19 protein-coding genes and 4 tRNA genes are annotated in these 26,300 nt (G+C 39.3%); 19 read left to right on the forward strand and 4 right to left on the reverse strand.

Annotated features, from left to right (window positions below; translation table 11 throughout):
• Positions 1 to 47: 47 nt before the first annotated feature.
• From BLQ87_RS06905 to BLQ87_RS06920, 4 genes are all read right to left on the reverse strand, one after another.
• Entirely contained in the window at positions 48 to 965 is a 918-nt protein-coding gene (locus BLQ87_RS06905) for a hypothetical protein (RefSeq protein ID WP_074605394.1), read from the reverse strand.
• Positions 966 to 2,144 carry an acetyl-CoA C-acyltransferase gene (locus tag BLQ87_RS06910; protein WP_074605395.1) on the reverse strand — a complete coding sequence of 393 codons (1,179 nt, stop codon included), beginning with the start codon at positions 2,142 to 2,144 and terminating at the stop codon, positions 966 to 968. It lies immediately after the preceding gene.
• Positions 2,145 to 2,222: 78 nt separating this feature from the next.
• The gene (locus BLQ87_RS06915; protein ID WP_074605396.1) at positions 2,223 to 2,402 is read right to left on the reverse strand and encodes a type II toxin-antitoxin system antitoxin; all 180 of its coding nucleotides are present in this window, start codon (positions 2,400 to 2,402) and stop codon (positions 2,223 to 2,225) included.
• A 25-nt stretch (positions 2,403 to 2,427) separates the two neighbouring features.
• Positions 2,428 to 3,285, reverse strand: a complete 858-nt coding sequence (locus tag BLQ87_RS06920) for an SPFH domain-containing protein (RefSeq protein ID WP_074605397.1) — start codon at positions 3,283 to 3,285, stop codon at positions 2,428 to 2,430.
• 145 nt (positions 3,286 to 3,430) lie between these two features.
• Here BLQ87_RS06920 and BLQ87_RS06925 point away from each other — a divergent pair, with 145 nt between their 5' ends.
• The 19 genes from BLQ87_RS06925 to BLQ87_RS07015 all read left to right on the forward strand — a co-directional run bounded on the left by BLQ87_RS06925 (position 3,431) and on the right by BLQ87_RS07015 (position 26,258).
• Positions 3,431 to 5,509, forward strand: a complete 2,079-nt coding sequence (locus BLQ87_RS06925; RefSeq protein ID WP_074605398.1) for an HD family phosphohydrolase — start codon at positions 3,431 to 3,433, stop codon at positions 5,507 to 5,509.
• Between the two features lie 80 nt (positions 5,510 to 5,589).
• A tRNA-Ser gene (locus BLQ87_RS06930) sits at positions 5,590 to 5,676 on the forward strand.
• A gap of 87 nt (positions 5,677 to 5,763) precedes the next feature.
• Positions 5,764 to 5,837, forward strand: a tRNA-Pro gene (locus BLQ87_RS06935).
• A 59-nt stretch (positions 5,838 to 5,896) separates the two neighbouring features.
• Positions 5,897 to 5,973, forward strand: a tRNA-Pro gene (locus tag BLQ87_RS06940).
• 53 nt (positions 5,974 to 6,026) lie between these two features.
• Positions 6,027 to 6,100: transfer RNA gene (locus BLQ87_RS06945), tRNA-Pro, on the forward strand.
• A 282-nt stretch (positions 6,101 to 6,382) separates the two neighbouring features.
• On the forward strand, positions 6,383 to 7,624 hold the full coding sequence (locus tag BLQ87_RS06950; RefSeq protein ID WP_074605399.1) for a site-specific integrase: 1,242 nt from the start codon (positions 6,383 to 6,385) through the stop codon (positions 7,622 to 7,624).
• Positions 7,625 to 7,680: 56 nt separating this feature from the next.
• Positions 7,681 to 9,393, forward strand: coding sequence for a hypothetical protein (locus tag BLQ87_RS06955; RefSeq protein ID WP_074605400.1), 1,713 nt, complete (start codon positions 7,681 to 7,683; stop codon positions 9,391 to 9,393).
• Between the two features lie 436 nt (positions 9,394 to 9,829).
• Complete coding sequence (gene istA / locus BLQ87_RS06965) at positions 9,830 to 10,879, forward strand: IS21 family transposase (RefSeq protein ID WP_245723805.1); 1,050 nt, start codon at positions 9,830 to 9,832, stop codon at positions 10,877 to 10,879.
• A 42-nt stretch (positions 10,880 to 10,921) separates the two neighbouring features.
• Entirely contained in the window at positions 10,922 to 11,353 is a 432-nt protein-coding gene (locus tag BLQ87_RS34035; RefSeq protein ID WP_245723806.1) for a hypothetical protein, read from the forward strand.
• A gap of 20 nt (positions 11,354 to 11,373) precedes the next feature.
• On the forward strand, positions 11,374 to 12,120 hold the full coding sequence (gene istB / locus BLQ87_RS06970) for an IS21-like element helper ATPase IstB (RefSeq protein ID WP_074605402.1): 747 nt from the start codon (positions 11,374 to 11,376) through the stop codon (positions 12,118 to 12,120).
• A gap of 99 nt (positions 12,121 to 12,219) precedes the next feature.
• Complete coding sequence (locus BLQ87_RS06975; RefSeq protein ID WP_074605403.1) at positions 12,220 to 12,843, forward strand: TraM recognition domain-containing protein; 624 nt, start codon at positions 12,220 to 12,222, stop codon at positions 12,841 to 12,843.
• A gap of 184 nt (positions 12,844 to 13,027) precedes the next feature.
• On the forward strand, positions 13,028 to 13,618 hold the full coding sequence (locus BLQ87_RS06980) for an RNA polymerase sigma factor (protein WP_074605404.1): 591 nt from the start codon (positions 13,028 to 13,030) through the stop codon (positions 13,616 to 13,618).
• A gap of 93 nt (positions 13,619 to 13,711) precedes the next feature.
• Complete coding sequence (locus tag BLQ87_RS06985) at positions 13,712 to 14,872, forward strand: FecR family protein (RefSeq protein WP_074605405.1); 1,161 nt, start codon at positions 13,712 to 13,714, stop codon at positions 14,870 to 14,872.
• 292 nt (positions 14,873 to 15,164) lie between these two features.
• Positions 15,165 to 18,686 carry a SusC/RagA family TonB-linked outer membrane protein gene (locus tag BLQ87_RS06990; protein WP_172664830.1) on the forward strand — a complete coding sequence of 1,174 codons (3,522 nt, stop codon included), beginning with the start codon at positions 15,165 to 15,167 and terminating at the stop codon, positions 18,684 to 18,686.
• Between the two features lie 21 nt (positions 18,687 to 18,707).
• The gene (locus tag BLQ87_RS06995; RefSeq protein WP_074605407.1) at positions 18,708 to 20,219 is read left to right on the forward strand and encodes a RagB/SusD family nutrient uptake outer membrane protein; all 1,512 of its coding nucleotides are present in this window, start codon (positions 18,708 to 18,710) and stop codon (positions 20,217 to 20,219) included.
• 73 nt (positions 20,220 to 20,292) lie between these two features.
• Positions 20,293 to 21,222, forward strand: a complete 930-nt coding sequence (locus BLQ87_RS07000) for an ABC transporter ATP-binding protein (protein ID WP_074605408.1) — start codon at positions 20,293 to 20,295, stop codon at positions 21,220 to 21,222.
• Between the two features lie 6 nt (positions 21,223 to 21,228).
• On the forward strand, positions 21,229 to 23,529 hold the full coding sequence (locus BLQ87_RS07005; RefSeq protein ID WP_074605409.1) for a Gldg family protein: 2,301 nt from the start codon (positions 21,229 to 21,231) through the stop codon (positions 23,527 to 23,529).
• 30 nt (positions 23,530 to 23,559) lie between these two features.
• On the forward strand, positions 23,560 to 24,906 hold the full coding sequence (locus BLQ87_RS07010) for a MutS-related protein (protein WP_074605410.1): 1,347 nt from the start codon (positions 23,560 to 23,562) through the stop codon (positions 24,904 to 24,906).
• Positions 24,903 to 26,258: a MutS-related protein gene (locus BLQ87_RS07015; protein ID WP_074605411.1), complete on the forward strand. Its 1,356-nt coding sequence runs from the start codon at positions 24,903 to 24,905 to the stop codon at positions 26,256 to 26,258. Before BLQ87_RS07010 ends, BLQ87_RS07015 begins: the two co-directional genes overlap by 4 nt.
• The last annotated feature ends 42 nt before the right edge of the window (positions 26,259 to 26,300 follow it).

Below are 26,300 nucleotides of genomic sequence, written 5' to 3' on the forward strand. Positions count from 1 at the left end.
TCAAACTCACAAATTTTTAGCGTAGATTAAAACTCCATAATCGTTGTTTAAAGCTTCTTAATAGGTTGTATCTTTTTGTTTTTTGGGTCTATATAGAACTCGTCCTTATCATTGGGCGTATTCTTTAGTTCCACATTCTCAACGAGTTTTAGCCTTCCTCCTGTAAGTTTATACGCATCAAAGCTGAGATCGGATGCATAAAATTCAAAATTTCCTGTCATTTCCGGATTAAAAGGAGCAAGATGATCAAATACGATCATGTTCATGCTTTTTTCCATTGTCAGCGTCATTGAATTCAATTTATTGTATTCAAAGATGATTCTGTTTTTTCCCGGGTTTTGCTTTTGATCGAAAATCGCTTTTCCAAAGATGGGTTCTCCCTTTTCAAAAGAAAGTACTTCGATCAGTTTTTTTGACGTCTTGGTATTGTTGCCTTTCCATCCGATCAGGGCATAACAAGACGTTTTGCCATTGGCGGTGATTGGGACCATTTCATAATAGTTTGCACCATACCAGTTTTTATTGCCCGTCTGGGCATTCGTGTCCTTCAGGTTGTCTGTCCCGTCAATAAGCGGGTATAGTTTTAACTTACCATCCTTTGTGGCCATTTGTATCGCTCCAAAATAACGGTAAGAGCCATCATCTAAGGGCAGGTACCAGGAAAAGATGCGAAAGTTTTTATCCGGCGACTCAAGAATAGAAATTCTTTTTAAAGAATCGAAAGGGTAGCTGAAGGAGGATGGCGTTTTTAGAGAGTTCACCAGTGTCTTAATGAACTGGGCATTTAGCGCAAAGCGTGTGGCGTTGTCCGGGGCATTTTGAACCCCTTCACTGAAGTTGATCAGCGAATCCTGATACCTCGTCATTCCCGGGATATTGGTCAGCTTAAAACTATGCTGCGCATAGACCGTAGTCATTGCGCAGCATAAGATGATCAACAGGAAAGGTTTTGAAGCCTTTACCATTTAGTTTAATTTTTCGATAACGATTGCGCTGGCACCACCACCGCCATTACAGATTCCGGCTACGCCGATACTTCCGTTATTTTGAGCCAGTACAGCCAGCAAAGTAACGACGATTCTTGCACCTGAAGCACCCAGCGGATGACCAAGAGAAACAGCACCGCCATTTACATTCACTTTATTGCCATCCAGTTCCAATAATTTATTGTTCGCTAAAGAAACGACAGAGAAAGCTTCATTGATCTCAAAATAATCAACATCAGCAATGCTTTTGCCGGCATTTTTAAGCGCCAGTGGAATTGCTTTTGCAGGAGCGGTAGTAAACCATTCCGGTGCCTGTTGTGCATCTGCATAAGAAAGAATTTTTGCCAATGGCTTTAATCCAAGTTCTTTTGCTTTATCAGCGCTCATCAGGACCAATGCAGCAGCGCCATCATTTAAAGTAGAGGCATTTGCTGCGGTTACTGTTCCGTCTTTCTTGAAAACTGGTTTTAATCCAGGGATCTTATCAAACTTCACTGCAAAAGGTTCTTCATCTTTAGCGATCAGGGTCACATCGCCCTTGCGGTCTTTCACTTCTACTGCGATAATTTCTGAGTCGAATTTACCTTCAGTTTGTGCCGCCTGTGATTTTTTGTAAGAGCTGATCGCGAATTCATCCTGTTCTTCACGGGTAATTGCACAGTCAGCAGCACATAGCTCTGCAGCAGAACCCATGTGGTAATCATTGTATACATCCCAGAGACCGTCTTTTACCAATCCGTCGGTAATCTGACCATGGCCTAAACGATATCCGTTTCTTGCTTTATCTAAATAATAAGGGACATTGCTCATGCTTTCCATACCTCCGGCCACGATGATGTCGTTTTGACCAAGGGCAATACTTTGTGCGGCAAGCATGATGGCTTTCGTTCCTGAAGCACAAACTTTATTGATTGTTGTGGAAGGAACGTCCGGTAATCCGGCAAACTTTGCGGCCTGTGTAGCTGGGGCCTGACCAATATTAGCGGACAATACATTGCCCATATAAACTTCCTGAACGTCAGCAGGCTTGATACCTGCTTTTTCTACAGCCGCTTTAATCGCTAAACCACCCAGTTGGGTAGCTGAAAAACCCGCTAATGCACCACCAAAACTTCCTATTGGGGTTCTAACGGCTGATACTATAACTACTTCTCTCATTGATGTCTTTTAATTTTGGTTAAAAGCAAAGTTAAGTAATTACTGGCATCTGCTGGTTAAAGTCGGTTATTTTTAACGTTATGCCTCTGTATCATTTTTGTTTATCCGTCGTTTTCTTTTCGATTTCAATGCTTCATTTAACAGGTATTCTATCTGTCCGTTGGTGCTTCTAAACTCATCCCCGGCCCAATTCTCAATCTCTTTGAGCAGGGCGGGGTTGATTCTCAGCACAAAAGCCTTTTTATCTTTCTCAGACATATCTTTTTTGTACTCCTTGTGATCTTTAGTTATATAACGTTCCTGTATTGACTACCGGTTGTACATTGCGGTCGCCACAAAGGACCACCAGCAGGTTGCTCACCATTGCGGCTTTGCGTTCCTCATCCAGTTCCACGATGTTTTTCTCTGAAAGTCTTTCCAGCGCCATCTCTACCATACCTACGGCGCCTTCAACAATCAGCTTGCGGGCAGCGATTACTGCGGTTGCCTGCTGGCGTTGTAACATCGCACTGGCAATTTCCTGAGCATAGGCAAGGTGGGAGATCCGGGCCTCCACTACTTCTATTCCTGCTCTGGATAATCTTTCACTCAATTCTGCCTCCAGGAGGGAGCTTACTTTCTCGGCACCATCTTTTAGTGTAATTGTGGCTTCTTCATCCTCAAAATTGTCGTAAGGAAAGATATTGGCCAGGTGCCTTACTGCGGCTTCACTTTGTATGTTTACGTATTGGTGGTAATCTTCGACTGCAAACATTGCTTTTGCGGTTTCCTGAACCTGCCATACCACTACAGCGGCAATTTCGATTGGATTCCCCAATTTGTCATTTACTTTGATCTGATGGCCGTTCAGGTTTCTTGCTTTAAGGGAAACCTTCTTTTTAACGGTTAAGGGATTCACCCAGAAAAAGCCGTCAGTTTTTACGGTGCCTACATACTTCCCGAAAAGGGTGAGGACTTTGGATTCATTAGGGTTGTTGATGATCAGTCCCGGCAGTACCAGGATGAAATTCAAGGCAAGAGCGACTGCCCCAACAGCAAATTGTTCAACGGCCAATGCGAAAATTCCACCAGCTAATAAGGCTAGGAATAATACAAAGGTTAAATAGCCAGATGGCGGAGTGATGATTTTTTCCTGATACATAATGATATTGATTTGATATCATAAAGTAAAGTATAATTATGCAGATAAACAAGGTAAATCCCATCCTTTCGCATGATTACCTCTTCCAAAACAGGATTTGAAGAAAAATTGTATTATTTTTGAATGAAATCAATCTATATCTATCTTGGCTAAAATTAAAAAGAATTCCCATAGGGTGCTTTACCGTAAGTATTCATCAAACATCAAATACGTGATGATGGTGCTTTCCGTATTGATCATAACTGTGTTTTTACCCAAACAGCCCCGGTTCAGATATGAATTTGAAAAGGGAGAGATCTGGAAAAATAAGGATTTAGTTTCTCCTTTCAGCTTTGCTATTTTAAAAACCACCCCACAGGTAACGACGGATAAGAAGGATGCATTGAATAATGTGCTTCCAATCTATAAGATGAATAAAGATCAGATCAATTCAGTAGAGGAAGCCTATCTGAATGAGTTTGATGTGAAATGGAAAACGAATGCTTTTCCTGAAACTGAAAAGGCAGGTTACAAGAGTTCCTCCTTTAAATTACTCGAAGCGATTTATACCCGGGGCATCATCGCGATGAATGCCAAACATCAAAAAGGAAACAAGTATTATGATTTTGCATTGATGACCAATAACATCAGCAGGAATTTAAGTACCCAGGATGTGTTTACCGTTCAGTCTGCGCTGGAGTATTTTGATAAGAACTACAATTCGATCAATCTGAAAGTTAAAGAAATGATCCTTAATCTCGTAGAAGACCATTTGACCCCCAATATCACTTTTGATGAGAAATTAACCACCATTGTACAGAACAATACCGTGAGCAGCCTTTCTACTACCAGGGGGATGGTGCAGAAAGGGGAGCTGATCATTGCCAAGGATAATGTGGTGGATGATGAGATCTATCAGAAGCTGCTTTCCTTTAAAGAAGCATACGAAGCGCAAACCAAGACCATAGGGGATAGCAAGCTCGTTTATTTCGGACAAATACTACTCGTTGGTTTTATTGTGAGTTTACTCATGTTCTTTTTGAAGCTGTTCAGGAAAGACATCTTTGCAGACAACAGACAATTGTCTTTGTTGCTGCTCGTGATCACCACCATGTTGCTTTGTCTGACCTGGGCGATTAAATTAAACCTGCCAAGCATTTATTATATTCCGTTTTGTATCGTTCCGATCATCATCAGGATCTTATTTGATACCAGGCTGGCGCTTTACCTGCATTTGCTGGTGATCCTGATTGCCGGCTTCTTTGTGCCCAACAGTTTTGAATTTGTATTCTATCAGATTACTTCCGGAATGGTGGCAATTTATAGCATCAGGAACCTGATCAAAAGAGAACAACTGCTGTTGTCGGCTTTATTCATCTTATCCGCGTACTTCGTTTCCTTTGTGGGCATCGGGTTGTTAAGGGAAGGATCATTCGACCAGATCGAATGGATTAACTTTGTTCCTTTCCTCATCAGTGTGTTGTTGTCCCTGCTGGCTTATCCTTTGATCTATGCTTTTGAAAGGATGTTTGGGATCACTTCTGATGTGGCTTTGATTGAGCTCACCAATACGAATAACAAATTACTAAGGGAGCTTGCTTTTAAAGCTCCGGGTACTTTTCAGCATTCTTTACAGGTCGCCAACCTTGCTGAAGCTGCGATCTTTAAAATAGGAGGGAATTCGCTATTGGTAAGAGCAGGTGCCCTATATCATGACATCGGTAAGATTGAGAACCCTCAGTATTTTATAGAGAATCAAAATACAGCCCTTAGCCCGCATGATAAGCTGCCGTATGAACAAAGTGCCCAGATCATTATTAAACATGTGCACAAGGGTATCGAGATTACGCGCAGGCACCAATTGCCGGAAAGTGTGATCGATTTTATCAGAACACACCATGGAAATACCAGGGTCGATTATTTTTATCAGAGTTTTTTAAAGAATTCTCCGGAGAAATTTGTGGATGAAAACATCTTCCGATACCCTGGTCCGATCCCTTTTTCTAAGGAAACTGGTGTTTTAATGCTCGCAGATTCGGTGGAAGCGGCCTCAAGAAGCCTGAAAAATCCGGACGCTCAAAGCATAAATGACATCGTCGAACGGATCATTAACTATAAATTAGAACAAAATCAATTAGATAACTGCGATATTACTTTAAAAGATTTAGAAACTATAAAGCTGATCTTCAAGACGATGCTTATGAGCATCTATCATGTGCGTATAGATTACTTACAAAATGTGTAAATTTTTTTTGGATCAATGAATGAAGTTGCTATATTTGCAATCCCGAAAAACAGGAGCGTTTTTCGGAAAAGAATTGAAAAGGAGAGGTGCCTGAGTGGCCGAAAGGAACAGTTTGCTAAACTGTCGTACTGGCAACGGTACCGCGGGTTCGAATCCCGCCCTCTCCGCTGAAATAATGATTTGCAGAATAGGATATGTAGTTTTAATATCGTTCCTTTGCAGCCCTTCGAAAAAGGGAAAAGAAGATACCAGTTCGGGGTGTAGCGTAGCCCGGTATCGCGCCTGCTTTGGGAGCAGGAGGTCGTAGGTTCGAATCCTGCCACCCCGACACAAATTACTTGGAAGAGTAGTTTTATAATGACCAGTTAAAAAAAGAAGATACCAGTTCGGGGTGTAGCGTAGCCCGGTATCGCGCCTGCTTTGGGAGCAGGAGGTCGTAGGTTCGAATCCTGCCACCCCGACCAAATTATTCGGAAGAGTAATTTTATATTGACCAGTAAAAAAGAAGATACCAGTTCGGGGTGTAGCGTAGCCCGGTATCGCGCCTGCTTTGGGAGCAGGAGGTCGTAGGTTCGAATCCTGCCACCCCGACATTATAGAAATCAAATTCTATCAAAAACCCTCTAAATTTCACAGTTTAGAGGGTTTTTTCGTTTTTATCAAATCAAAGAAAAGTAAAGAATATCAAGGTTTTTATGCCCTATTCTACACCCTCTTTTTTTCTTGTATCATTGTCCTGATAGAAAATGTAAAAGTCACTGCTTGAATTTTTTATTTCACCACCTGTTTGGCCATCAAATTTTGCTACTCATTTTAACAAAAAAACTAAAGAGGGCATAAAAGGGCATAAATGGGTTTAAAACAGTTTAAAGCATGAAAAGCACACACACCTTCAGCGTTTCTTTTTTCTTAAAAAAGGACAAAGCTAAAAACGGGAAAGCCCCACTATTCGCTAGGATTACCGTGGATGGGACATTTACGGACATTTCCACTAAACAACGGGTAGATACCTCAGCCTGGAATCAGGGAAAACAAATGCTTTCAGGTAATGGAATGGAGGAAGTAATGATAAGGGAAAAGATGCGCCTTTTAATTAACGATCTCAACAATGCCTACAATGATCTAAGGCATGAAAATAAAGGTGTGAATGCTGAATCCATAAAAGCAAGAACGGACGGTAGGGATAACGATCAATGTTCATTAATCTTTTTGATGAACTATCATAATACTGAACTCGCATCATTAATAGAACCAGGTACATTAAAGAATTACTTTTCGACTGAGCGTTTTTTACAAGAGTTCTTGATAAGAAAAAAGAATGTGAAGGATATTTACCTGGATAAGATTGATAATAAGTTCATAACCGATTTTGGTATATATATGCTTAACCGTGTGCCGGATAAGGGGCAGAAGCCTTGTGGAAATAACACACTTATGAAACACATGGAACGCTTTAAGAAGGTATTTGGAGTCGCTTTGAAAAACGGATGGACTATGAATCAGCCTTTCCTTCATTTTGAACGGAAAATAATACATAAAGATCGTGACTGTCTCGAAATTGAAGAATTGAATCGCATCAGAGCAGTTGATGGGTTAAAAAGTGGTCAATTAATCGTTCGTGATCTTTTTATGTTTTGTTGTTTAACCGGGTTGGCGTATTGTGATTTAATAAGTTTGACTAAAAATCATCTGGTTAAAGATAGTGCGGGGGAATATTGGATAGAAATGATAAGGCAGAAGAATAGAAACTTTTCGCAACATAAGTTTCATGTACTATTACTACCTGAGGCTCTGGAAATTATTGAACGATATACAAATAGCCAGTTTGCCAAAGAAAACGGAGCAGTTTTTCCATCCTTTTCAAATCAAACCGTAAACCGCTATCTAAAAATAATTGCAAGGGCGGCAAATGTTACTAAAATAGTTACTTTTCACTTGGCTAGGCATACTTTTGCCACAACTGTTACATTGGAAAATGGGGTGCCAATGGAAAGCGTTTCACACATGCTCGGTCATGCGAGTATACGGACGACTCAGATCTACTCAAAGGTTAAAAAGAAAAAGGTTTTTAATGATATGAAGACCTTAAGACAAAAATTAAATTTAACCTACTGAAGTGAATTGCGGTTTTAAGTATATTTAGAATTATTTATATTTATTAACGCAATCAAATGAGTTTAGAACAAAAATCTAAAGAACTAAAAAACCTGATCTCTTCATATGACACAGAGTGGTTTTTGGGCGATTTGTCAGGTCTTATGAAAAATATTTCTGACGATCGAGCAAAGGATCAATTGGGTGAATTATCCTCTCCATTAAGACAATTATACTACCTTGGAGGACTCCTGATTTCGGCTGACCCAGCAAACGGCAATGATTTCCAATATTCTCCAGAAAAGTGGAAAGAAATCGTACGTTTATTAAATGAGATTGAAAAAGAGTATGAACTGGTCTTTTCTCCAAAGGAAGATGAACATATTGACGAAGAATGGCAACGCATCAGAATGGTAGCCATGCCATCATTTTTATCTTATTTTAATCAGGGACCGCTAAATTACGAGGAACAAATAATTAATTGGATCAATGATCTTTATACTCCATTAGATGAAATCATTCAACAAAAAACAGGACTAAAGACGGAGGATTTTATTCAATTTTACAAAAAAATTGATGCTCTAAATCAGAGTAATTTTCAGAGTGTTTCGAATAAAGGTGGCGTTCCACGCGAAAATTGGAAATCATATACTAAACTTTCTGCTGGGGTTGCGGAAGGTGTTCCTGACTTCATAAGAGAAATGGGCGAAAAGAATGCTCCATTATTTACATTTATGTCTGATCATGGAATTATACAAAGATTCTTGCCAGAAGAATTAGTTACAAATACCTTATCCTTGGAGAGTGTAAAAACGATATTAAACATCCTAAGTTGCCAAAGAGTGGAATCGGACTTTTTATATTATACTTCAACAAAACCGGGCAATCCGCTGTATGATAAACCCATCATTCAAATTAGGGAGAATATGTTTCAGGTTTTTGAAGTAAAACAAGTTATCCATGCAATAGAACGTTTTTTCGAAAGCATTTGTTCGGTGGGTAAAGAAAGCTTGAACAAACTTGTTACTAGAAAGGGTAAATTACTTGAAAATAGAATAGTAGAACTATTTAAAGTCTTCTTTAATGATGACTTTGAGGTATATACTAGTTTTTACATTGATGGTAACGAGCAAGATATCCTTTTCCTATGGAAAAAATATGCCTTCATAATTGAAGCCAAAGGATATAAACTTAATGAGCCGTTTAGAGATCCTAATCGGGCATTTGTTAGAATCAAACAAGACTTTGATGCATGTATAGGGTATGGTTATAAACAAGCAAAACGTGTGCAACAGCAATTTATTGATCAAGTACCATTAAAGATGGAAGATAAAAATGGAAATGTGACCAAGGAAATAGACACAACAAAGTATGAAAATAACTATTTTTCAATCATTGTGAACCTACACTCTTTTGGGCAGATTCAAAATGATCTTTCAACACTCTTGGAAATTGAAGAGGATGATGTTTTTCCATGGGCAGTAAAACTTGATGATTTGGAAGTTCTTTTGTTAACTTTCAAAGCCAAAGGAAAGTCTAAGTTATCATTTGTAGACTTTTTATTATTAAGGGAGAATCTACATGGGAAACTAATTTGTTCAGATGAACTACAAGTGGGGGGCGCATTTTTGCAAGGGAGACTTAGTGATAAGGATATAGAGCAAGCTGAAGTTATAGTTCTAACCCCAGATTTGGCGAATATTTTTGATGAGCAATATAGAAAAGGAATGGGCTTTAAAGACGAGAATATGCTCGCTGAAAAAAAGAGTGGCAGTCACATTTTCTGGTAATTGTTTTATAAAAATTAATGAAACCGAAGTTCGTTTAGTTAACCTTTCATTCTGTTATCAGTAAAGTACTCATAATTCTTCTACAGCTTTGCTATACTGTTTGAAGGGGTAGAATTATCTTTGGGTACTACCCAACTAGGCACCAATTTAACAATCATAGTTTTTCAAATTTTGCTGCCATAACCTAAAATGTTAGATATGGCAGCTGGATAAAACACTCCAAAGTGCCCCCCCTTCGCCAGATGAAACTGACCCCCTCTGCCAGAGCAAAGTGATCCCCTTCCGCCAAACGAAAGTGATCCCCCTTCGCCAGGCCAATTGACCCCCTGAAAAGAACATAAAGTAGTTTGCCGATCGGTTTACCAGGACGAGGTTTTTGTTTAGATTTTTTGCTGAACAAAACCCCTTGATTACGATGTCCAATAACCCGATCAAAATGAATAAACTACGACAGATTATCCGCCTTTATTGCCAGGGAACCGGCACAAAGACCATCAACGGGATGGTGGGCACTTCCCGTACCACCATCAAAAAGTATTTACGCATATGGCATGAGCTGGGTATTACCCACGAAGAATTCAATTCCAGGAGCGATAGTGAGCTATCTGTTCTTTTTAACACCCCTGCTGCTAAAACGATCAACAGCCCGCGCATGCAGGAGTTGGAGTTATTGCTTCCTGATTACTGTAAAAGACTTAAAAAGAAGGGTGTAACCCGTGAATTACTTCATCTGGATTACTTATCCAAACACCCCCAGGGGTATGGCCGGTCCCGTTTTAACAATGCCATTCATACTTATCTTCAGCTTTCTAAGCCGGTCATGCATCTTGATCATAAGGCAGGTGACAAGATCTATATCGACTTCGCCGGAAGTAAGCTGCAGCTTCATCCTGCCTCAGGTCCAGAGCGTGATGCGGAGGTATTTGTAGCGATATTGGGCTGCAGCCAGCTTACGTATGTGGAGGCGGTAGAAAGTCAGCGCAAAGAAGACCTGATCAAGGCCTGTGAGAATGCGCTGCACTATTTCGGAGGTGTCCCAGCAGCCATTGTTCCCGATAACCTGCGTTCAGCAGTGACCAAGGGAAGCAAATACGAAGCAGTGCTCAATGATGAGTTTGCGGCCTTTGCTGAGCATTATGCGGTTACGGTGGTTCCTGCCAGAGCATATAAGCCCCGTGACAAGTCTTTAGTGGAAGGAGCTGTTAAACTGATCTACCGGAGCATCTACCAGCGGCTGGAAGGCCGCAGGTTCAGTGATCTGGAATCGCTGAACGCTGCAATACGGTCTGCATTGGAGATCCACAACAACAAGCCTTTTTCAGGACGGAGTTATTCGCGAAGGGAACAGTTCGAGGAGGTGGAACGGGAAGCTTTGGGACCGCTCAACCCGATTCGCTACGAGGTTCACAGACAAGTCATGGTAACAGTGATGAAGAACGGATATGTGCGTTTGGGTGAGGATATTCACTATTACAGCGTTCCTTAAACCTATATCGGTAAGAAAGTAAAAGTACTTTATACCTCCGGTATGGTCCAGATCTATTACCACTACACGCAGATTGCGGCCCATAAACGCAGCCGGACCAAGTATCATTACACTACCGATAAAGAACACCTGGCCTCACAGCACCGCTTCCTGACTGAATGGACACCGGAAAAGTTTATCCAGGAGGCTGAGCAGATCCACGAGGATGTTGCCAAATACATTTCTCAGGTCCTGGAACGTAAAGCCTATCCTGAGCAGGCTTATAAGTCGTGTTCTGGTATCCTGAGCTTTGCCAGACGTGTCGGACCAGAGCGCTTGGCGAATGCCTGCCGCTGGGCAGAAAACCTGGGCCAGTATAACTATCCGGTCATTGAAGAGATTCTTAGAAAACAACTGGACCAGCTAACACCTGAAGATGAACCGGCGGCCATTCCTTCACATGATAACATCAGAGGCAAAGAATATTATCAGTAAGCTATAAACCCATAAAAAGCATGAACAACGAAACATTAGAGAAGATGCGTCAGCTTCGCCTGTACGGCATGTATGATGCCTTCAAAACCAATCTGGAGACTTCAGTGAAAGAATCCCTTACCGCAGACCAGTTTGTCGCATTGCTGGTGGCCAACGAATGGGACGACCGGCGGAACCGCTCTGTACAAAGGGCCATTAGAGGTGCAAGCTTCCGTTACAATGCCTCTTTAGAACAAATAGACTACTCTTTTGAACGTGGTCTGGATAAGAACCAGGTCCACAGGCTTGCAGGACTAGAGTTTATCAAAGAACACAAAGATGTGTTTATTACTGGTTCCACTGGAACCGGTAAAAGTTATCTGGCAACTGCTTTGGGTTACCATGCCTGCCAGAATGGTTACAAAGTAATGTACGTGAATACGGCTAAACTAATGGGCCAGCTAAAGCTGGCCAAAGCAAAAGGGACCATGCTAGCAGAATTGAAGCGCATAGAACGCCTGGATATGCTTATACTCGATGACTTCGGCCTGCAGCCCTTCGATCCTCAGTCCAGGCTTGCATTGCTTGATATCATTGAAGACAGGCACCAGAAGCGTTCTACGGTGATTACTTCTCAGATCCCGGTAAAAGAATGGTACGACATTATTGGTGAAAAAACAGTCGCTGACGCGGTGCTTGACCGCATAGTTCACCACTCATTAAGGGTCGAATTGTTTGGAGAATCACTAAGGAGAAAAAAAACTAATCCGGAAAATGTATTTTTGTAGAAATAACAGTTGTTAAACCGGACAAAAAATATCCGTTCAAGGAGCCGATCTGCACAACAACTTTTTGTTCTTTTCAAACCTCAACTCTGAGGGGACAGTTTGCAGTGGCGAACGGGGGTCATTTTAATTGGTATATCCATTCAGAGCATTGAGCAGGTAAAAAAGGAGTATGGTGCGGAACAGGCGGAAATCATTTTAGGAATTTGCGCGAATATCATTTCTGGGCAGGTGAGCGGTGATAGTGGCAGGAAGTTTTCGGAGACTTTTGGGAAGATCATGCAGGACAGGCAGAGCATGAGCATCAATAGCAGCGATACCTCTATTTCTAAATCTACGCAGATGGACTATGCGATCCCGGCCTCTAAGATCGCTACGCTTTCCTCTGGTGAATTTGTGGGTATTGTGGCGGATAGCCCAGATGTAAAGATCAGGCAAAAGATGTTCCATGCAGAGATTCAAAATGATCACGATGCTATTAAAAGGGAGGAAGAGGGCTACAGGCCGCTTCCGTTTATTCAACAGGTTACTGCTGAGGATGTGCGGGAGAATTATTTGAAAATTAAAAGGGACGTGAATGAACTGTTGAAAAATGAATTGCAGAAGATTAAAACAAAAAAGGCCGCTAGAATGGAAAAACGGAAGAAAAAAGAAAGCATGTGCAGTTCCCCGCCTGCAAAGAAATCTATAAACAAACAAAAGATGGCAAAAACACTATCACGATAGCATATCACATTTACTTTTTGATGTGAAAAAGGTGGTAAATAAATTAGGAATGTTACTTTTTCTGTTTAAAAAAATAGATCTTGCTTATACATTGTAATAAGTAAAGATTAAAAGCATTATCGAATTTATTACATATTATTGTGGCTATAAAAGCGTAAATTTAAAGTATAGGTGTAAATTAAAAATGGCTATTAAACCCCTTAAAAATGAAACTGAATTATTGCTCAGCATTGCTGAAGGGAATCAAGAGGCTTTTACTGTAGTCTTTAATTACTATTACGATTATGTCTTTTCTTTTAGCAGGAAACTGACGCGTTCAGAAGAATTAGGAAAGGAAGTTGCTCAGGATATTTTCATGAAGATTTGGTTCGATAGAAATAACTTAGTAAATATTGAAAATTTCGGTGGCTTTGTGAATAGATTGGTTCGTAATCATTCCTTTGATATATTGAGAAAATTAGCTACCCATGAAAGAGCTAGTCATGAAATAGGACTTTCTTCTACTGAATTAGATTCAAATACCGAGCAAACCCTTGATTATAATGAAACGCTAAAAATTCTGGAAGAGGCTATTGAGCTTTTACCTGATCAGCAAAAAAGAGTTTATGTGCTTTGCCATCAGGAAGGACTAAAATATGATGAGGCTGCGAAAGAATTAAATATTTCTTCTGCAACTGTTCATTATCATATGAAGTTGGCTCTTAGTGTTATACGGGGTCATTTTAAACGAAATGCAGTTGCTTTTCCGTTTCTTATGATGTGTTTTTTAAAATAATTTTCAAAAACCACTACCCGATAGGTTGAGTTGTTCGTCACTATTATAAATCAAGGTTAATTTAACTTTAAGATTTTACTAATTATTGGAACAATGGATCATAATAATAAGCGACTATCTGAACTTTTTAACGGGTATCTTTCTCAAATCAATACAGATGAGGAGCGGATCGAATTTTTCGATTATGTACAAGATCCATTTTATGCGGTAGATATTCAGGAGTTAATTTCTGATGCTTATGAAAACCAAGTTGAACCGGTTAACATAGATGCGCGAATAAAAGCAGAAGTCCTGAATTCAATTTTAGCTGAAAAACAATTTATAAATACACCGAAGCGGATTAAACTTTGGCCTGGTATAGCTGCAGCTGTGGCTATAATTACTGTAGTTGGTTTAGGTCTTTTATTTTATAATGATAAAGCAGTTGAGCAGAGCGTTGTTACAAACCAAGCCAATGATGCTTCTCCGGGAAAAAATACAGCCACATTAACACTTGCAGATGGCAGGAAAATTATGCTGTCCAATGTAAAGAATGGACAGTTGGCAAACGAGTCTGGTTCGATTATCTCTAAAACAGTGGATGGTCAGCTTGTTTATCAGGACGGGAAAATGATAAGTGATGAAAAAGTTAGTCCCAATGTATTATCGACAACCAGAGGCCAGACTTATAAGGTTCAGTTACCTGATGGTACAAATGTATGGCTAAATTCGGCCTCTTCGATTAAATACCCGGCATCTTTTGCTAATCTTAAAGACAGAACTGTTGAGTTAACTGGCGAAGCTTATTTTGAAGTGGCTAAGGAAAAAAATCATCCTTTTATAGTTAGGACGGATCGTCAGGAGGTAAGGGTGCTTGGAACGCATTTCAATATAAATAGTTATAAAGATGAACCGGCAATTGTCACGACCTTACTTGAGGGATCCATTAGAATTAACAACGTAAAAACGCTTAAACCCGGGGAACAGGCGGATTTGGATAAAAGTGGTGAGCTGATTGTTTCCCAGGGGAACAGCGATGCGGCAGCCTGGAAGGATGGAAAATTCAGATTCCTTAATACTGATTTGGAAACCGTATTAAGACAGCTTGGTCGTTGGTATGATGTTGAGATTAAATATGAGGATGCAATACCTCAGCGGAAGTTCACTGGTGGTATTGACAGAAGTCTGAAGGCTTCGGAGGCTTTGGATATTCTTAGGTATACTAAAGTAAATTTTAGAATCGAGGGAAAAACAATAATCGTAAGTAATAAGTAAGTAATCACAAACGGCTCTTCAATCAACTTTTTTATAAACCTAATAACCAAACCGAAAATGAAAAAAAAGATACCAACCTAACTAAGAGCAGATAAGGTGCTTAATAAAAAGCCGGAAAGTGTTGGAACCACGATCCGGCAGATGATTGAGTCAACCTCCCTTATGAGTTTAACTTCTTAAGGAAAAACGTGAAACATTTGACCATCAACTCAACCTAATCAAAAGTATGAAAATAAATGCTTTTATCCTAGGCAGGCTTATTCATAGGCGGCCAGGTAAACTTATATTAATCATGAAATTAACCACTTTCATATTAATTTTAGCCTTAACGCAAGTATGCGCAAAGGGATTTGGACAAAAGATCAATCTGAATGAAAAAGATGTGTCCCTGGAAAAAATCTTACAAATGATAAGACAACAATCGGGGTATGAGTTTTTTTATGATGTGAAAGATCTGCAAGGCAAGAAGATAACTGTTAAGCTAATGAATGCTGCAGTAGAGGATGCTGTAAAACAATCGCTCGTTGGTTTTCCCTTATCCTATAAAATCTTAAATAAAACTATTGTACTGACAAGGACATCAGTTACGGAAATGGTTAATAGTGAGGTTATTGATCCTGTGAGAATTACTGGGAAAATTACCGATTCCCTGGGTAAACCACTAGAGGGTGCGACCATCTCGGTACAAAGAAAAACTCGGGAAAAAGACATCAGAATTAGTAGTTCTGGACTAATTGTTGGCCCATCAGGTGAATTTGAAATGATTGTTGGGGAAGGGGACAAGATTTTCATTACTTATATTGGATATGCTGCTTTTTCTTTTACCGCAAAAAGAAATTTGGCCTATCAGAATATAGTTCTTCAAAAGTCCAGTCAGAACTTAACTGAAGTAACAGTCTCTACCGGTTATCAAAAATTGTCAAAAGAACGCGTTACAGGTTCCTTTGCCAAACCGGATATGAAGGTCTTTTCTAATCGTACCGGTACGATGGATGTGGTTGCCAGACTCGAGGGGCAAATAGCCGGTTTATCTGTTGGACAAGAATATGACATAGATGTTAATACCGGAGCAAAGACTCGAAAATCACTCATTAGAGGTACTGGTAGTATGCTGCTTTCTACAGAGCCATTATATGTTTTAAACGGTGTGATCATTAAGGATTTTAGCCTGGTGAATATTGACGATATCGACGATATTACTGTATTGAAGGATGCTGCTGCAGCAGCGATTTGGGGTGCTCAGGCTGCCAATGGTGTAATTGTTGTCAATACCAAGTCCGGAAAAAAGAATCAAAGAGTCAGGGTTTCATATAGCGGATTCGCGGATTTTCAAAACAAGCCGGATATGAACTATGAAAAAACTTTAAACAGTCGTCAGCTCATCGAGTCAGCAAAGGAAATCTTTGATCCAACATTTTACCCTTATAATTCGCTTACTTATAGTATGATAGCTCCACATGAAACCATATTGTATAATCGGTCCGGTGGGAAAATAACAGAGGCTCAGGCAAATGCAAGCCTGGATAGTCTTGCCAATATAGACAATCGGTCCCAGGCCAAAGATTTGTTTTATCGCAATACCTACACGACCAACCATACTGTTTCAGCATCTGGAGGTAATAATATGTATTCCTTTTATACTTCTTTAGGTTATACGGGGTCAAAGGGGCCGGCTCCAGGTTCGAACTCGGATACATACAAAATAGGATTTAATCAGGATTTTAGCCCTAATGACCGGATCACGACAGGGCTTAGTGTACAATTGTTAAGTTCAAAAGCAAAAGGTAATAATGCATTTAGCTATAATAGAATGTCTGTGTTACCTTACCAATTGTTTAAGGATGCTCAGGGAAACAACTTAAGTATGCCCTATATGGTGTCTCGCTTCTCGCCGGAGCTTCGCGATTCTTATCAGACACAAAGTGGAGTGGATCTTTCTACTTATAGCCCGCTGGATGAAGTAAATTATGGGTATTCAAAAAATAATATGCTCAGTGTTAATGCGGTTTCAAATACTACAATAAAATTATGGAAAGGACTGAGTTTTTTGGGTACATATGGCTATTCAACTGCTCCGAGAACTACAAAATCCTATGAGGATCATGCTAAGTATAGTTCACGTGCCCAATCCATAGATTTTATTCCTGTAGATGGTTCTGAACCTTATATTCCATTGACGGGTGGAACATTAAATACTATTGAAGCGAATCAGAGAAACTGGACGGTTCGTAATCAGCTTGTTTACAACTACACAGGTAGGGAAGGAAAGGATATGTTTACATTTCAAGGAGGTCATGAGGCTAGTGAAAGCTTGACAAACAGCACCAAAACTTATGTGCTTGGCTGGGATGAACAACTTCAGACTTCTGCAGATGTAGATTATAAATTGCTTAAGCAAGGGGTATTCAATACGATTACCGGAGCGGGTTTTCTATACATTTTTCCGTACCAAGCTACGGAAGTGTTTTCGAGGTTTAATTCCTATTTTGCTATGGGAAGTTATACTTTAAACCAAAAGTATACTATAGATGGAAGTTGGCGGGTTGATAAAAGTAGTTTGTTTGGCAGTGATATATCTGCGCAGAATAAGCCTGTTTATAGTATTGGTGGTAAATGGAATATGGCCAGTGAGAACTTCATGAAGCCGATAACATGGATCAATCAATTGGCACTTAGGGCAACCTATGGTATTACGGGGAATTCACCTTACACAGGTTTTGCTACAATATATGACGTAATCAGCCCTGAACAGTTTTTATTTTACCCTCAGATTGCAGGTCCTTCCTACGGACTGGCGACTCCGGCCAACAGGAAGCTGAGCTGGGAAACAAGTAAGACGATCAATTTAGGGGTAGATTTTGGGATTTTGAATGGTCGCTTACGCGGTAATATGGAGTATTATCGTAAAAATACCAGCAATTTATTAGGTTTTCTTCCTTTGGATCCCTTTACCGGCTTAGGGAGCGCAGCATCAAATGGTGGAGATGTGGTTAATCGCGGTTGGAACATTTCACTGTTTAGTACAAACATTACTTCGAAGGATTTCAGCTGGAATACAGCACTTATATTTTCTGCCAATAGAAATAAGTTGCTGAGTTATGGTCCGGTGAAGAGCTACGAAAACCAGCCTGATTTTAGGACTTCTGCAACCTATGTTACTGGTTATTCATATATGCCTTTATTTGCGTATAAGTACGCTGGTTTGGATAACCAGGGTGATCCCCAGATATATTTGGCTGATGGGACGATAACTAAAGATCCTTCAAAGGTTCAGGCAAAGGATTTGGTGTATATGGGATCTACAATACCCAAGTTTAATGGCGGGATGAGTAATACATTTAAGTATAATCAATTTACGCTCATGCTGAATATGGTCTATAATTTTGGAGCTGTAATGCGCAGAGATGTGAATGAGTTTTATACCGGTAGACTTAGTACATGGAACGTATCACCTGAGTTTTTAAATCGATGGAAAAAACCTGGGGACGAGAATAAGACCAATATTCCTGGCTATCGTGCAGATCCCAATTACTTTGACCGAAGCACATCGTTTTATACTTTAGCAGATATCAATGTTGCAGATGCTTCTTATGTCAAGCTTAGAGAGACTACTTTAGGGTACGATCTTAATCCAAAGCTTCTTAAGGGGCTAAAAATTCAAAGTGCAAGCCTATTTGTGCAGATGAAGAACATCATGCTCTGGAAAGCCAATAAATATGGGATTGATCCGGAGTATCATGATTTTAGACGAGGGACACGTGCTCAAAGAGCAGGGGAACATTCCATGTCAATAGGGGTAAATATTAATTTTTAGAATGTATTAACTAATCATACGATGAAAAGATTTGATAATGTGAAAGTGGTATTTATGATAGCACTTTCACTCACAATAAGTTCATGCAAAAAAAGTTTTCTGGAAAAAGTGCCGAAAGGAGTGTTAGTTGCCACGACTTATGAAGACTATGATAAACTAATGAACAATACAAGTTATTATATCTATAATAATGCAGGGCCATGGCAACCAGCAATGTTAATGGGAGATGAGGTGTCCGCTGAAGATGCAAATTATAATCAGGAGGGGATGGAACAGGCAGGTTTCTTTTTCCAGTGGGAAAAAAACATTTTTATAGCCAATGCGAGTTCATTTCAGCCTTTGGATAATCCTGGTTTTTTATCCCGGTTTTTAGGAGAGCTGTATACTGTTAACATGATTGTCAATGGAGTGAACGGTGCATCAGGTGGCTCGGCACAACAAAAGCTTGATATTCAGGCTCAGGCAAAAGTTACTCGTGCTTTTATCCAATTTCAACTGTTAAATTACTTTACGAAACCTTATTCAGCGGCAACAGCCTCAACTGATTTGGGCTTCCCAATAATTAGGACAGCTGAGGCTACAGCTACCGATTTCAAGCGGGGAACACTTCAGCAGTCGTATGATGCCATAATCGATGATATTTCCTCATCTATACCCAACTTGAAAATTCAGCCAGCGTTTCCAACCCGTATGTCAAAATCTGCTGCAGAGGCGCTTTTGGGGAAAATTTATTTATTTATGGGAAGGAATGCAGAGGCGCTTAAGCAGTTCAACGACGCTTTCAGTGATCTTTCAAAAATGAGCAATCCACCACGCTTATATGACTATAATGAAACTTTTGCTGCTAACGGATCCTTTTTGCCAATTAGTCCTGTATCGGGACCGAATTCTCCGTTTAATAACAGTACCGATATTATTGAATCGCTGGTGGCTAAAATGTCTTATTCAGGTAGCTACAATGGTAATGGTTATAGCAATGATTTTTTGACAATTAGTCCTCAGACTGTTGCATTATACGAAAATTCGGATTGGAGACTTCAGTTTTATACTGATCTGCAAGCAGATTTTAATCCGATTCCTGTTTCTGGAGGAAATGTTCGTCTGCGTAAATATGGTTTGAGGTTTGCACGGATTGGAATGCAGTTATCTGAATTATATTTATTAAGAGCTGAAGCCAGGGCAAGAGCAGGTGATCTGTCTGGAGCAAAAGAAGATGTTGAAGCCTTACGGGTTAAAAGAATGCCCGCGGCTCAGGCAGTTGTACCTACGCTAATTGCCGGTAATAAAGAAGCACTCATCAAATTCATCATAGAAGAACGTATCCGGGAATTTGCTGTTGAAGGCTATCGTTGGTTTGATATGCGCAGATTGTCGGTAGATCCATTGTTCGCCAACCAGCCAGCTGCCAAGCATATTCGATATGCTGCTGATGGTACAGTTTTCAAAGAGTTTACTTTGACTCCTGCAAGGTTAACACTTAAAATACCGCCTCCTTATCTGAATGCCCATCCTGAAATGCAGGATAATCCTTAGGTAAGTATAGAACATCATTAATACAATTAGCAATGACTTAAAGGGTCATAAGGGAATACTATATAAAAAAATAATGAAACAAAGTATTGTAAAAATTGAAAGTCTATCCCATAAGTATACACGGGACTGGGCTATTCGCGACATCGGCTTCGAGGTCGATAAGATAGGTATACTAGGTCTTTTAGGTTCCAATGGGGCTGGTAAATCAACAATAATGAATATTCTTTGCGGGGTTTTAAACCAGACTGAAGGAAATGTATTTATTGATGATATTGATTTACGCAGTAAACCTGAAGATGCAAAACGATTACTAGGGTTTTTGCCGCAAAATGCGCCTCTTCATTTGGAATTAACGGTTGAAGAATATCTAACTTATTGCGCTAATATCCGTGATATTGAAAAAAATAAAATAAAAAGTGCAGTTGATGGGGTTATGGAGAAATGCGGAGTATCGCATTTCTCTAAAAGACTCTTACAGAATCTTTCTGGTGGATATCGCCAGCGTGTAGGGATTGCCCAGGCAATTATTCACCAGCCAAAATTAGTAGTGCTTGATGAACCTACCAATGGACTGGATCCGAATCAGATTATCGAGGTTAGAAAACTCATTAAGGAGATTGGGGAAGAAAGAGCAGTAATATTTTCTTCTCATATTCTGTCAGAAGTTCAGGCAATTTGTAAGCAGGTTAAAATGATTGAAAGTGGACGTATGGTGTTTTCTGATTCCATGGATGCTTTTAATAATTATGTGTTGCCCGATACCATGATAGTATCAATGGATAATCCGCCTTCGGTGGAGGAACTGAATGCTTTTCCTGGAGTAACTAAGGTAGAATTGCTGAATGACAGAAGCATCAGGTTACATTTTACGCCAAATAAGAATATTTCCAAAGAGGTTATTGCAGCCAGTGTACAGCGCGGCTGGGAATTAAATGAAATAATGTTTGAGAGAACATCTCTTGATGAGGTGTTTGCTCAATTATCCAATAAGACAAAACGATAGAGACAAATGAGAAAGATATTAAAAATTGCAAAATTAGAACTTAGTATACTCGTGTACTCTCCAGTGGTCTGGTTGGTACTCCCTATATTTTTTGTGCTTTGCGGATTAGGTTTTATCGATAATCTGCAGAATACCCTAGTGCTCATATCTTATGGGAAGGGTAAGCCACTTACAACTTTATTATTCGGAGGAGAGTATGGATTGTTTACCACTATTCAGCAAACTTTGTACCTCTATTTGCCAATCTTAACGATGAGTCTGATGAGCCGGGAAACAAATAGTGGTTCAATTAAGCTACTGTTATCCTCTCCGGTAAAATTGCGGGAGATTATTTTAGGTAAATATCTGGCAATTGTGGCTCTGGGCCTTGCTTTCATCGCTATTTTGGCAGTATTTGGAGTTATCGGTTTCTTTTCTGTACCACATATGGAGGTAGGAATGGTAATTTCAGGGTTGTTTGGACTGTTTCTGCTGGTTTGTACGTATGCTGCTATCGGGTTGTTTATGTCATGTCTAACTATTTATCAAATAGTGGCTGCAATAGCTACGCTCTCTATTTTTGTTGCATTGAGGTACGTAGGAGATGTATGGCAATCTGTAAATTTTGTACGTGATCTGACCTATTTTTTATCGATTTCCGGCCGGACCGATCTTATGATTGCGGGTCTGATTAAAACAGCAGACGTATTTTATTATTTGATTGTCATCTATATGTTCCTGTCGTTCTCCATACTTTATTTGAAGAACCAACGTGAGTTAAAAACCTGGAAAGTAAAACTTGGCAAATACTTGCTGGTATTTACATCTGCTTTGGCTTTGGGGTATATAACCTCAAGACCAGCTTTGACTGGATATTTAGACACAACTGTAGGCAAATCTATGAGTCTAACAGATGCTGGACAGGAAATTGCTAAAAAGATTGATGGTGAGCTTAAAATAACTACTTATGTGAATTTGCTAAGTCCAGGTTTGTATTCTTTTTTACCGCAAAAGAGAAATGCTGATTTGGGCCAGCAGGAACCTTATAGAAGGTATATACCTGGGATGAAAAACGAATATGTTTATTATTATCATCTAACCACTGATACTACTTTGGCTTTTTATAAGAACAATCCACTTTATGCAAAGCTTAAAGATACCAAAGCAATTGCAGAAAAAGTTGCGTATTCTATGGATTTAAATATCAAAGATTTTATGACTCCTGATGAAATCGACAAAATGATAGATCTAAAATCCGAAGGATATTTGCATTTAAGAAAACTGGAATATAAAGGTAGAACTACTACTCAGCGTCTTTTTGTACTGGATCAAGATGCATACCCAAAAGAATCTGAATGGATGGCTTCATTAAAACAATTGCTTGGTGACACCGCTAAAATGGTGTTTTTAACCGGTAATAATGAAAGTGATATTATTAACAAAAATGATAGGGGATACAAAACTGTTGCTTTTGATAAGACACAAAGGAAATCTTTTATCAATCAAGGATTTGATGTGGATACACTTAACCTCAATACCCAGGACATCCCTGATAAGGGTGAGATCCTGGTAATGGGAGACCCAACTGTACCATTCAGTGCTGCTGCAGAAAAAAAGCTGTCTGATTATATTAAAAATGGTGGAAATATGTTGATTACGACTAACCCCGGAAGACAAGATATTGTCAATCCTATTTTATCAAAATTAGGGTTGCAGTTAAAGAATGGTATGCTTGTTAAACCAGATAAAGATATGGCAGTGGATAAAATCAAATCCAGAATTTCAAGCGATGCGGTTGGAATGGATCGAAATATAGATTTGCTACATAATGGGAACTGGGAGTTAACTCTAAAAGAGGTCTCGGCTATTGCTTATTCCGATTCGAGTGAATTTAAAATAAAATCATTGTGGAAAAGCCCCGATGGAGGATGGAATAAGGTGGTTCCATTGGATATCAATGCTACAGCCTTGGAATTTAACTCGTCGCAAGGAGATCAGAAGGGAATTTTTGCCACTTCTGTAGCCCTGACCAGAAATGTCAAAAATAAAGAGCAGCGGATTATTGTTACTGGAGATGCCGATTTCATGAGTAATGTTGAGCTTGACAATTTCCCTCCTACGGCAACGCAAATGAATATTAATTCAATATTCAGATGGCTTGCTTATGGCAAATTTCCAGTTGATGAAATAAGACCTAACGCTAAGGATATTGATATAACAGTTTCAAAGGAACAAATTAGTGCTTTTGGCATCGTATGTAAGTTTGTTCTTCCTGCTATTCTGGTGGTTATAGGTATGATTGTGTTATTTAAAAGACGGAGGAACTAAGTTTCTCCTGATTTATCCATTGTAAAAAAGATGAGTTTTAAAACTGACAAGCAAACCCTTCATGATCTGAATATCTTCGGTAAACAGGGTAATGATTCTATATTTAGCCTTTATAACAACACTTTTACTCGTGGGGGATCTGATATTTTAGAGAATATGTTTCTGTATCCTTTGTCAGATGCTGATTCCATAAACGATAGGAGCCTGACTATTCAATATTTCAGCACGCTTAAAGTTCAATTTCCTATTAAGACAGAGTTTCTAGATAGTGCGGAAATCTATTTGTCAATGACAGACCCACGTACAAAATTGGTACTGGATAATAATAATTTATCTGGGAAATTTACCCGGTTGATTTCTGTCGATGGGGATTATCAATTAATTTATAAGGGTGTTACAGCTATTATAGAAATACTTGGTAGTTTGCTAGAATTTGTAGATACCGTAAAGTTGTCTGCAAGATCAACTCCATTTGATAAAGAGCTGCAATCATTACAAAACTTATTAGGGGAAGAAGAAATAACCGGTACAATTAATCAGGGAAATCCAGGTCGAAAATTGTCGTATGAGCAGGTTGTGCCCTATGATAATTTGTTTAGATTTCGAATCAGTAAAAAGATCAAGGAAATTCTGACTTGTATTTATTATTTAGATGTCTACATGTCTATTGCCAATGTAGCAGCTAAAAAGGGGTACGTCTTTCCAACTGCCCTAAATAAGGAGCGTCATACGGTAAGGCTGTCCCAGCTCTACCATCCATTGGTTAAAAATGCAAAAGCGAATAGCATTGATATTACTCCAGAGAAAAATATTGTGTTTTTAACAGGGGCGAATATGGCTGGAAAATCAACTTTTATGAAGTCGTTGGGGATTGCTTTGTATCTGGCACACATGGGGTTTCCTGTCGCTGCATCAGCCATGGAATTCTCTATTCGTGATGGCATTTATACCACGATTAATCTTCCGGATGATTTAAGCTCAGGTAAAAGTCACTTTTATGCCGAAGTCTTAAGGGTGAAAACAGTAGCAAAAGAACTCGGGTCATCAAAGAATCTATTTGTAATTTTTGATGAATTGTTCCGGGGGACTAATGTTAAGGATGCTTACGATGGAACTATAGCAATTACTGAAGCTTTTGCTCAGAAAACCAATAGCATGTTTGTGGTATCTACACACATCATTGAAGCAGGGGAGGTATTGAAAGAGACTTGTAAAAATATAAATTTTGTTTACCTGCCCACTTTGATGGAAAATAATGTACCTGTGTATACCTATCGCATTGAAAGTGGGATTACTGCTGATCGGCATGGGATGATCATTATTAATAACGAGGGGATTTTGGAGATTATTAGAAGCAAAAATAAAAGAACAACATGAGCTTTTACGTAGACAAACAAACCCAGGAAGATTTGAATCTTTTGGGTAGATATAAAAACAATTCCATAGTTCGTCTTTTTGATGAAACGGTAACTACTGGCGGAAGAAAGCTATTGGAGAAAATGTTTCAGGAACCTTTAACAGATCCGGATTCCATAAACAAGCGGACCAGCATTTTTAGTTATTTTTCAACCCAACCCATTTCCTTTCCATTTTCTACTGAAGAGTTTGAAGTAGTAGAGAATTATCTTGCATCAAATGGTAGTGAAAACATATTCGATGCTGGCTTGGGGATTGCTTATAAGAAAGTATTATATGTTTTGGCAAATGACAAAGATTATGAGCAGCTTAACCTTGAGATCTGTAACACTATCGGGCTGCTAATCCGGTTTTCAGATTTTATAGCGCAGTTTTCTGCCAATACCAATAACCCTTACAGTGAAAATCTTGAACTGATCAGGCGGATATATAGTCATCCAAAGTTACAATGGTTAAAATCTCAGGATGGCGTAAAAGACATTCCTCTTTTTAAGTTGATCAGATATGATTATTTATTAAGAACAATATTGCATAAAGAAATGCAGGTACTAAGCTCAATAGTATTTGATCTGGATGTTTGTATCGCAATTTCCCAGGTGGCTGTAAAAAGGGGCTTTAGTTATGCTAATGCTTTAGCTGGTAATGCCAATAAGCTTAGCATTACGGGCCTTTATCACCCTTGTATAGCCCAGGCGATTGGTAATGATCTTTCATTGATTGAAAACAGTAATGTCTTATTCCTGACCGGAGCTAATATGGCGGGAAAATCGACTTTAATGAAGTCTTTTGGAATTTCTATGTACCTGGCGCATATGGGCTTTCCTGTTGCTGCTCACCGTATGGAGTTTTCTGTTAAAGATGGGCTTTACACTTCGATCAATGTCCCCGATAATCTTGAGATGGGCTATAGTCATTTTTATGCTGAAGTATTGCGTGTAAAAAAGGTAGCTGAGGAAGTTGCTGAATCGAAAGATCTTATTGTAATTTTTGATGAGCTCTTTAAAGGAACAAATGTCAAAGATGCTTATGATGCGACTTTGTCAATAACTGAAGCGTTTTCCGAACACAGCAATTGCTTCTTTATGATATCTACTCACATTATTGAAGTGGCGCATGAGTTGAGTAAGCGATGTGATAATTTTCAATTTATCTACCTGCCAACTGTAATGGATGGTGTTGTACCCCGATATACCTATAAACTGACACAAGGAATTACTGAAGATCGTCAGGGAATGATCATTATTGAGAATGAGGGAATCATTGATATTATAAAAAATACACATCATTCAAGTTCAGTAACATCAACCATTTAGATATTACCTAGAATAACATTATAAATAAAAAAACACATTAGA

It is taken from the genome of Pedobacter steynii (assembly GCF_900103665.1).
Classification (GTDB): Bacteria; Bacteroidota; Bacteroidia; order Sphingobacteriales; family Sphingobacteriaceae; genus Pedobacter; species Pedobacter steynii.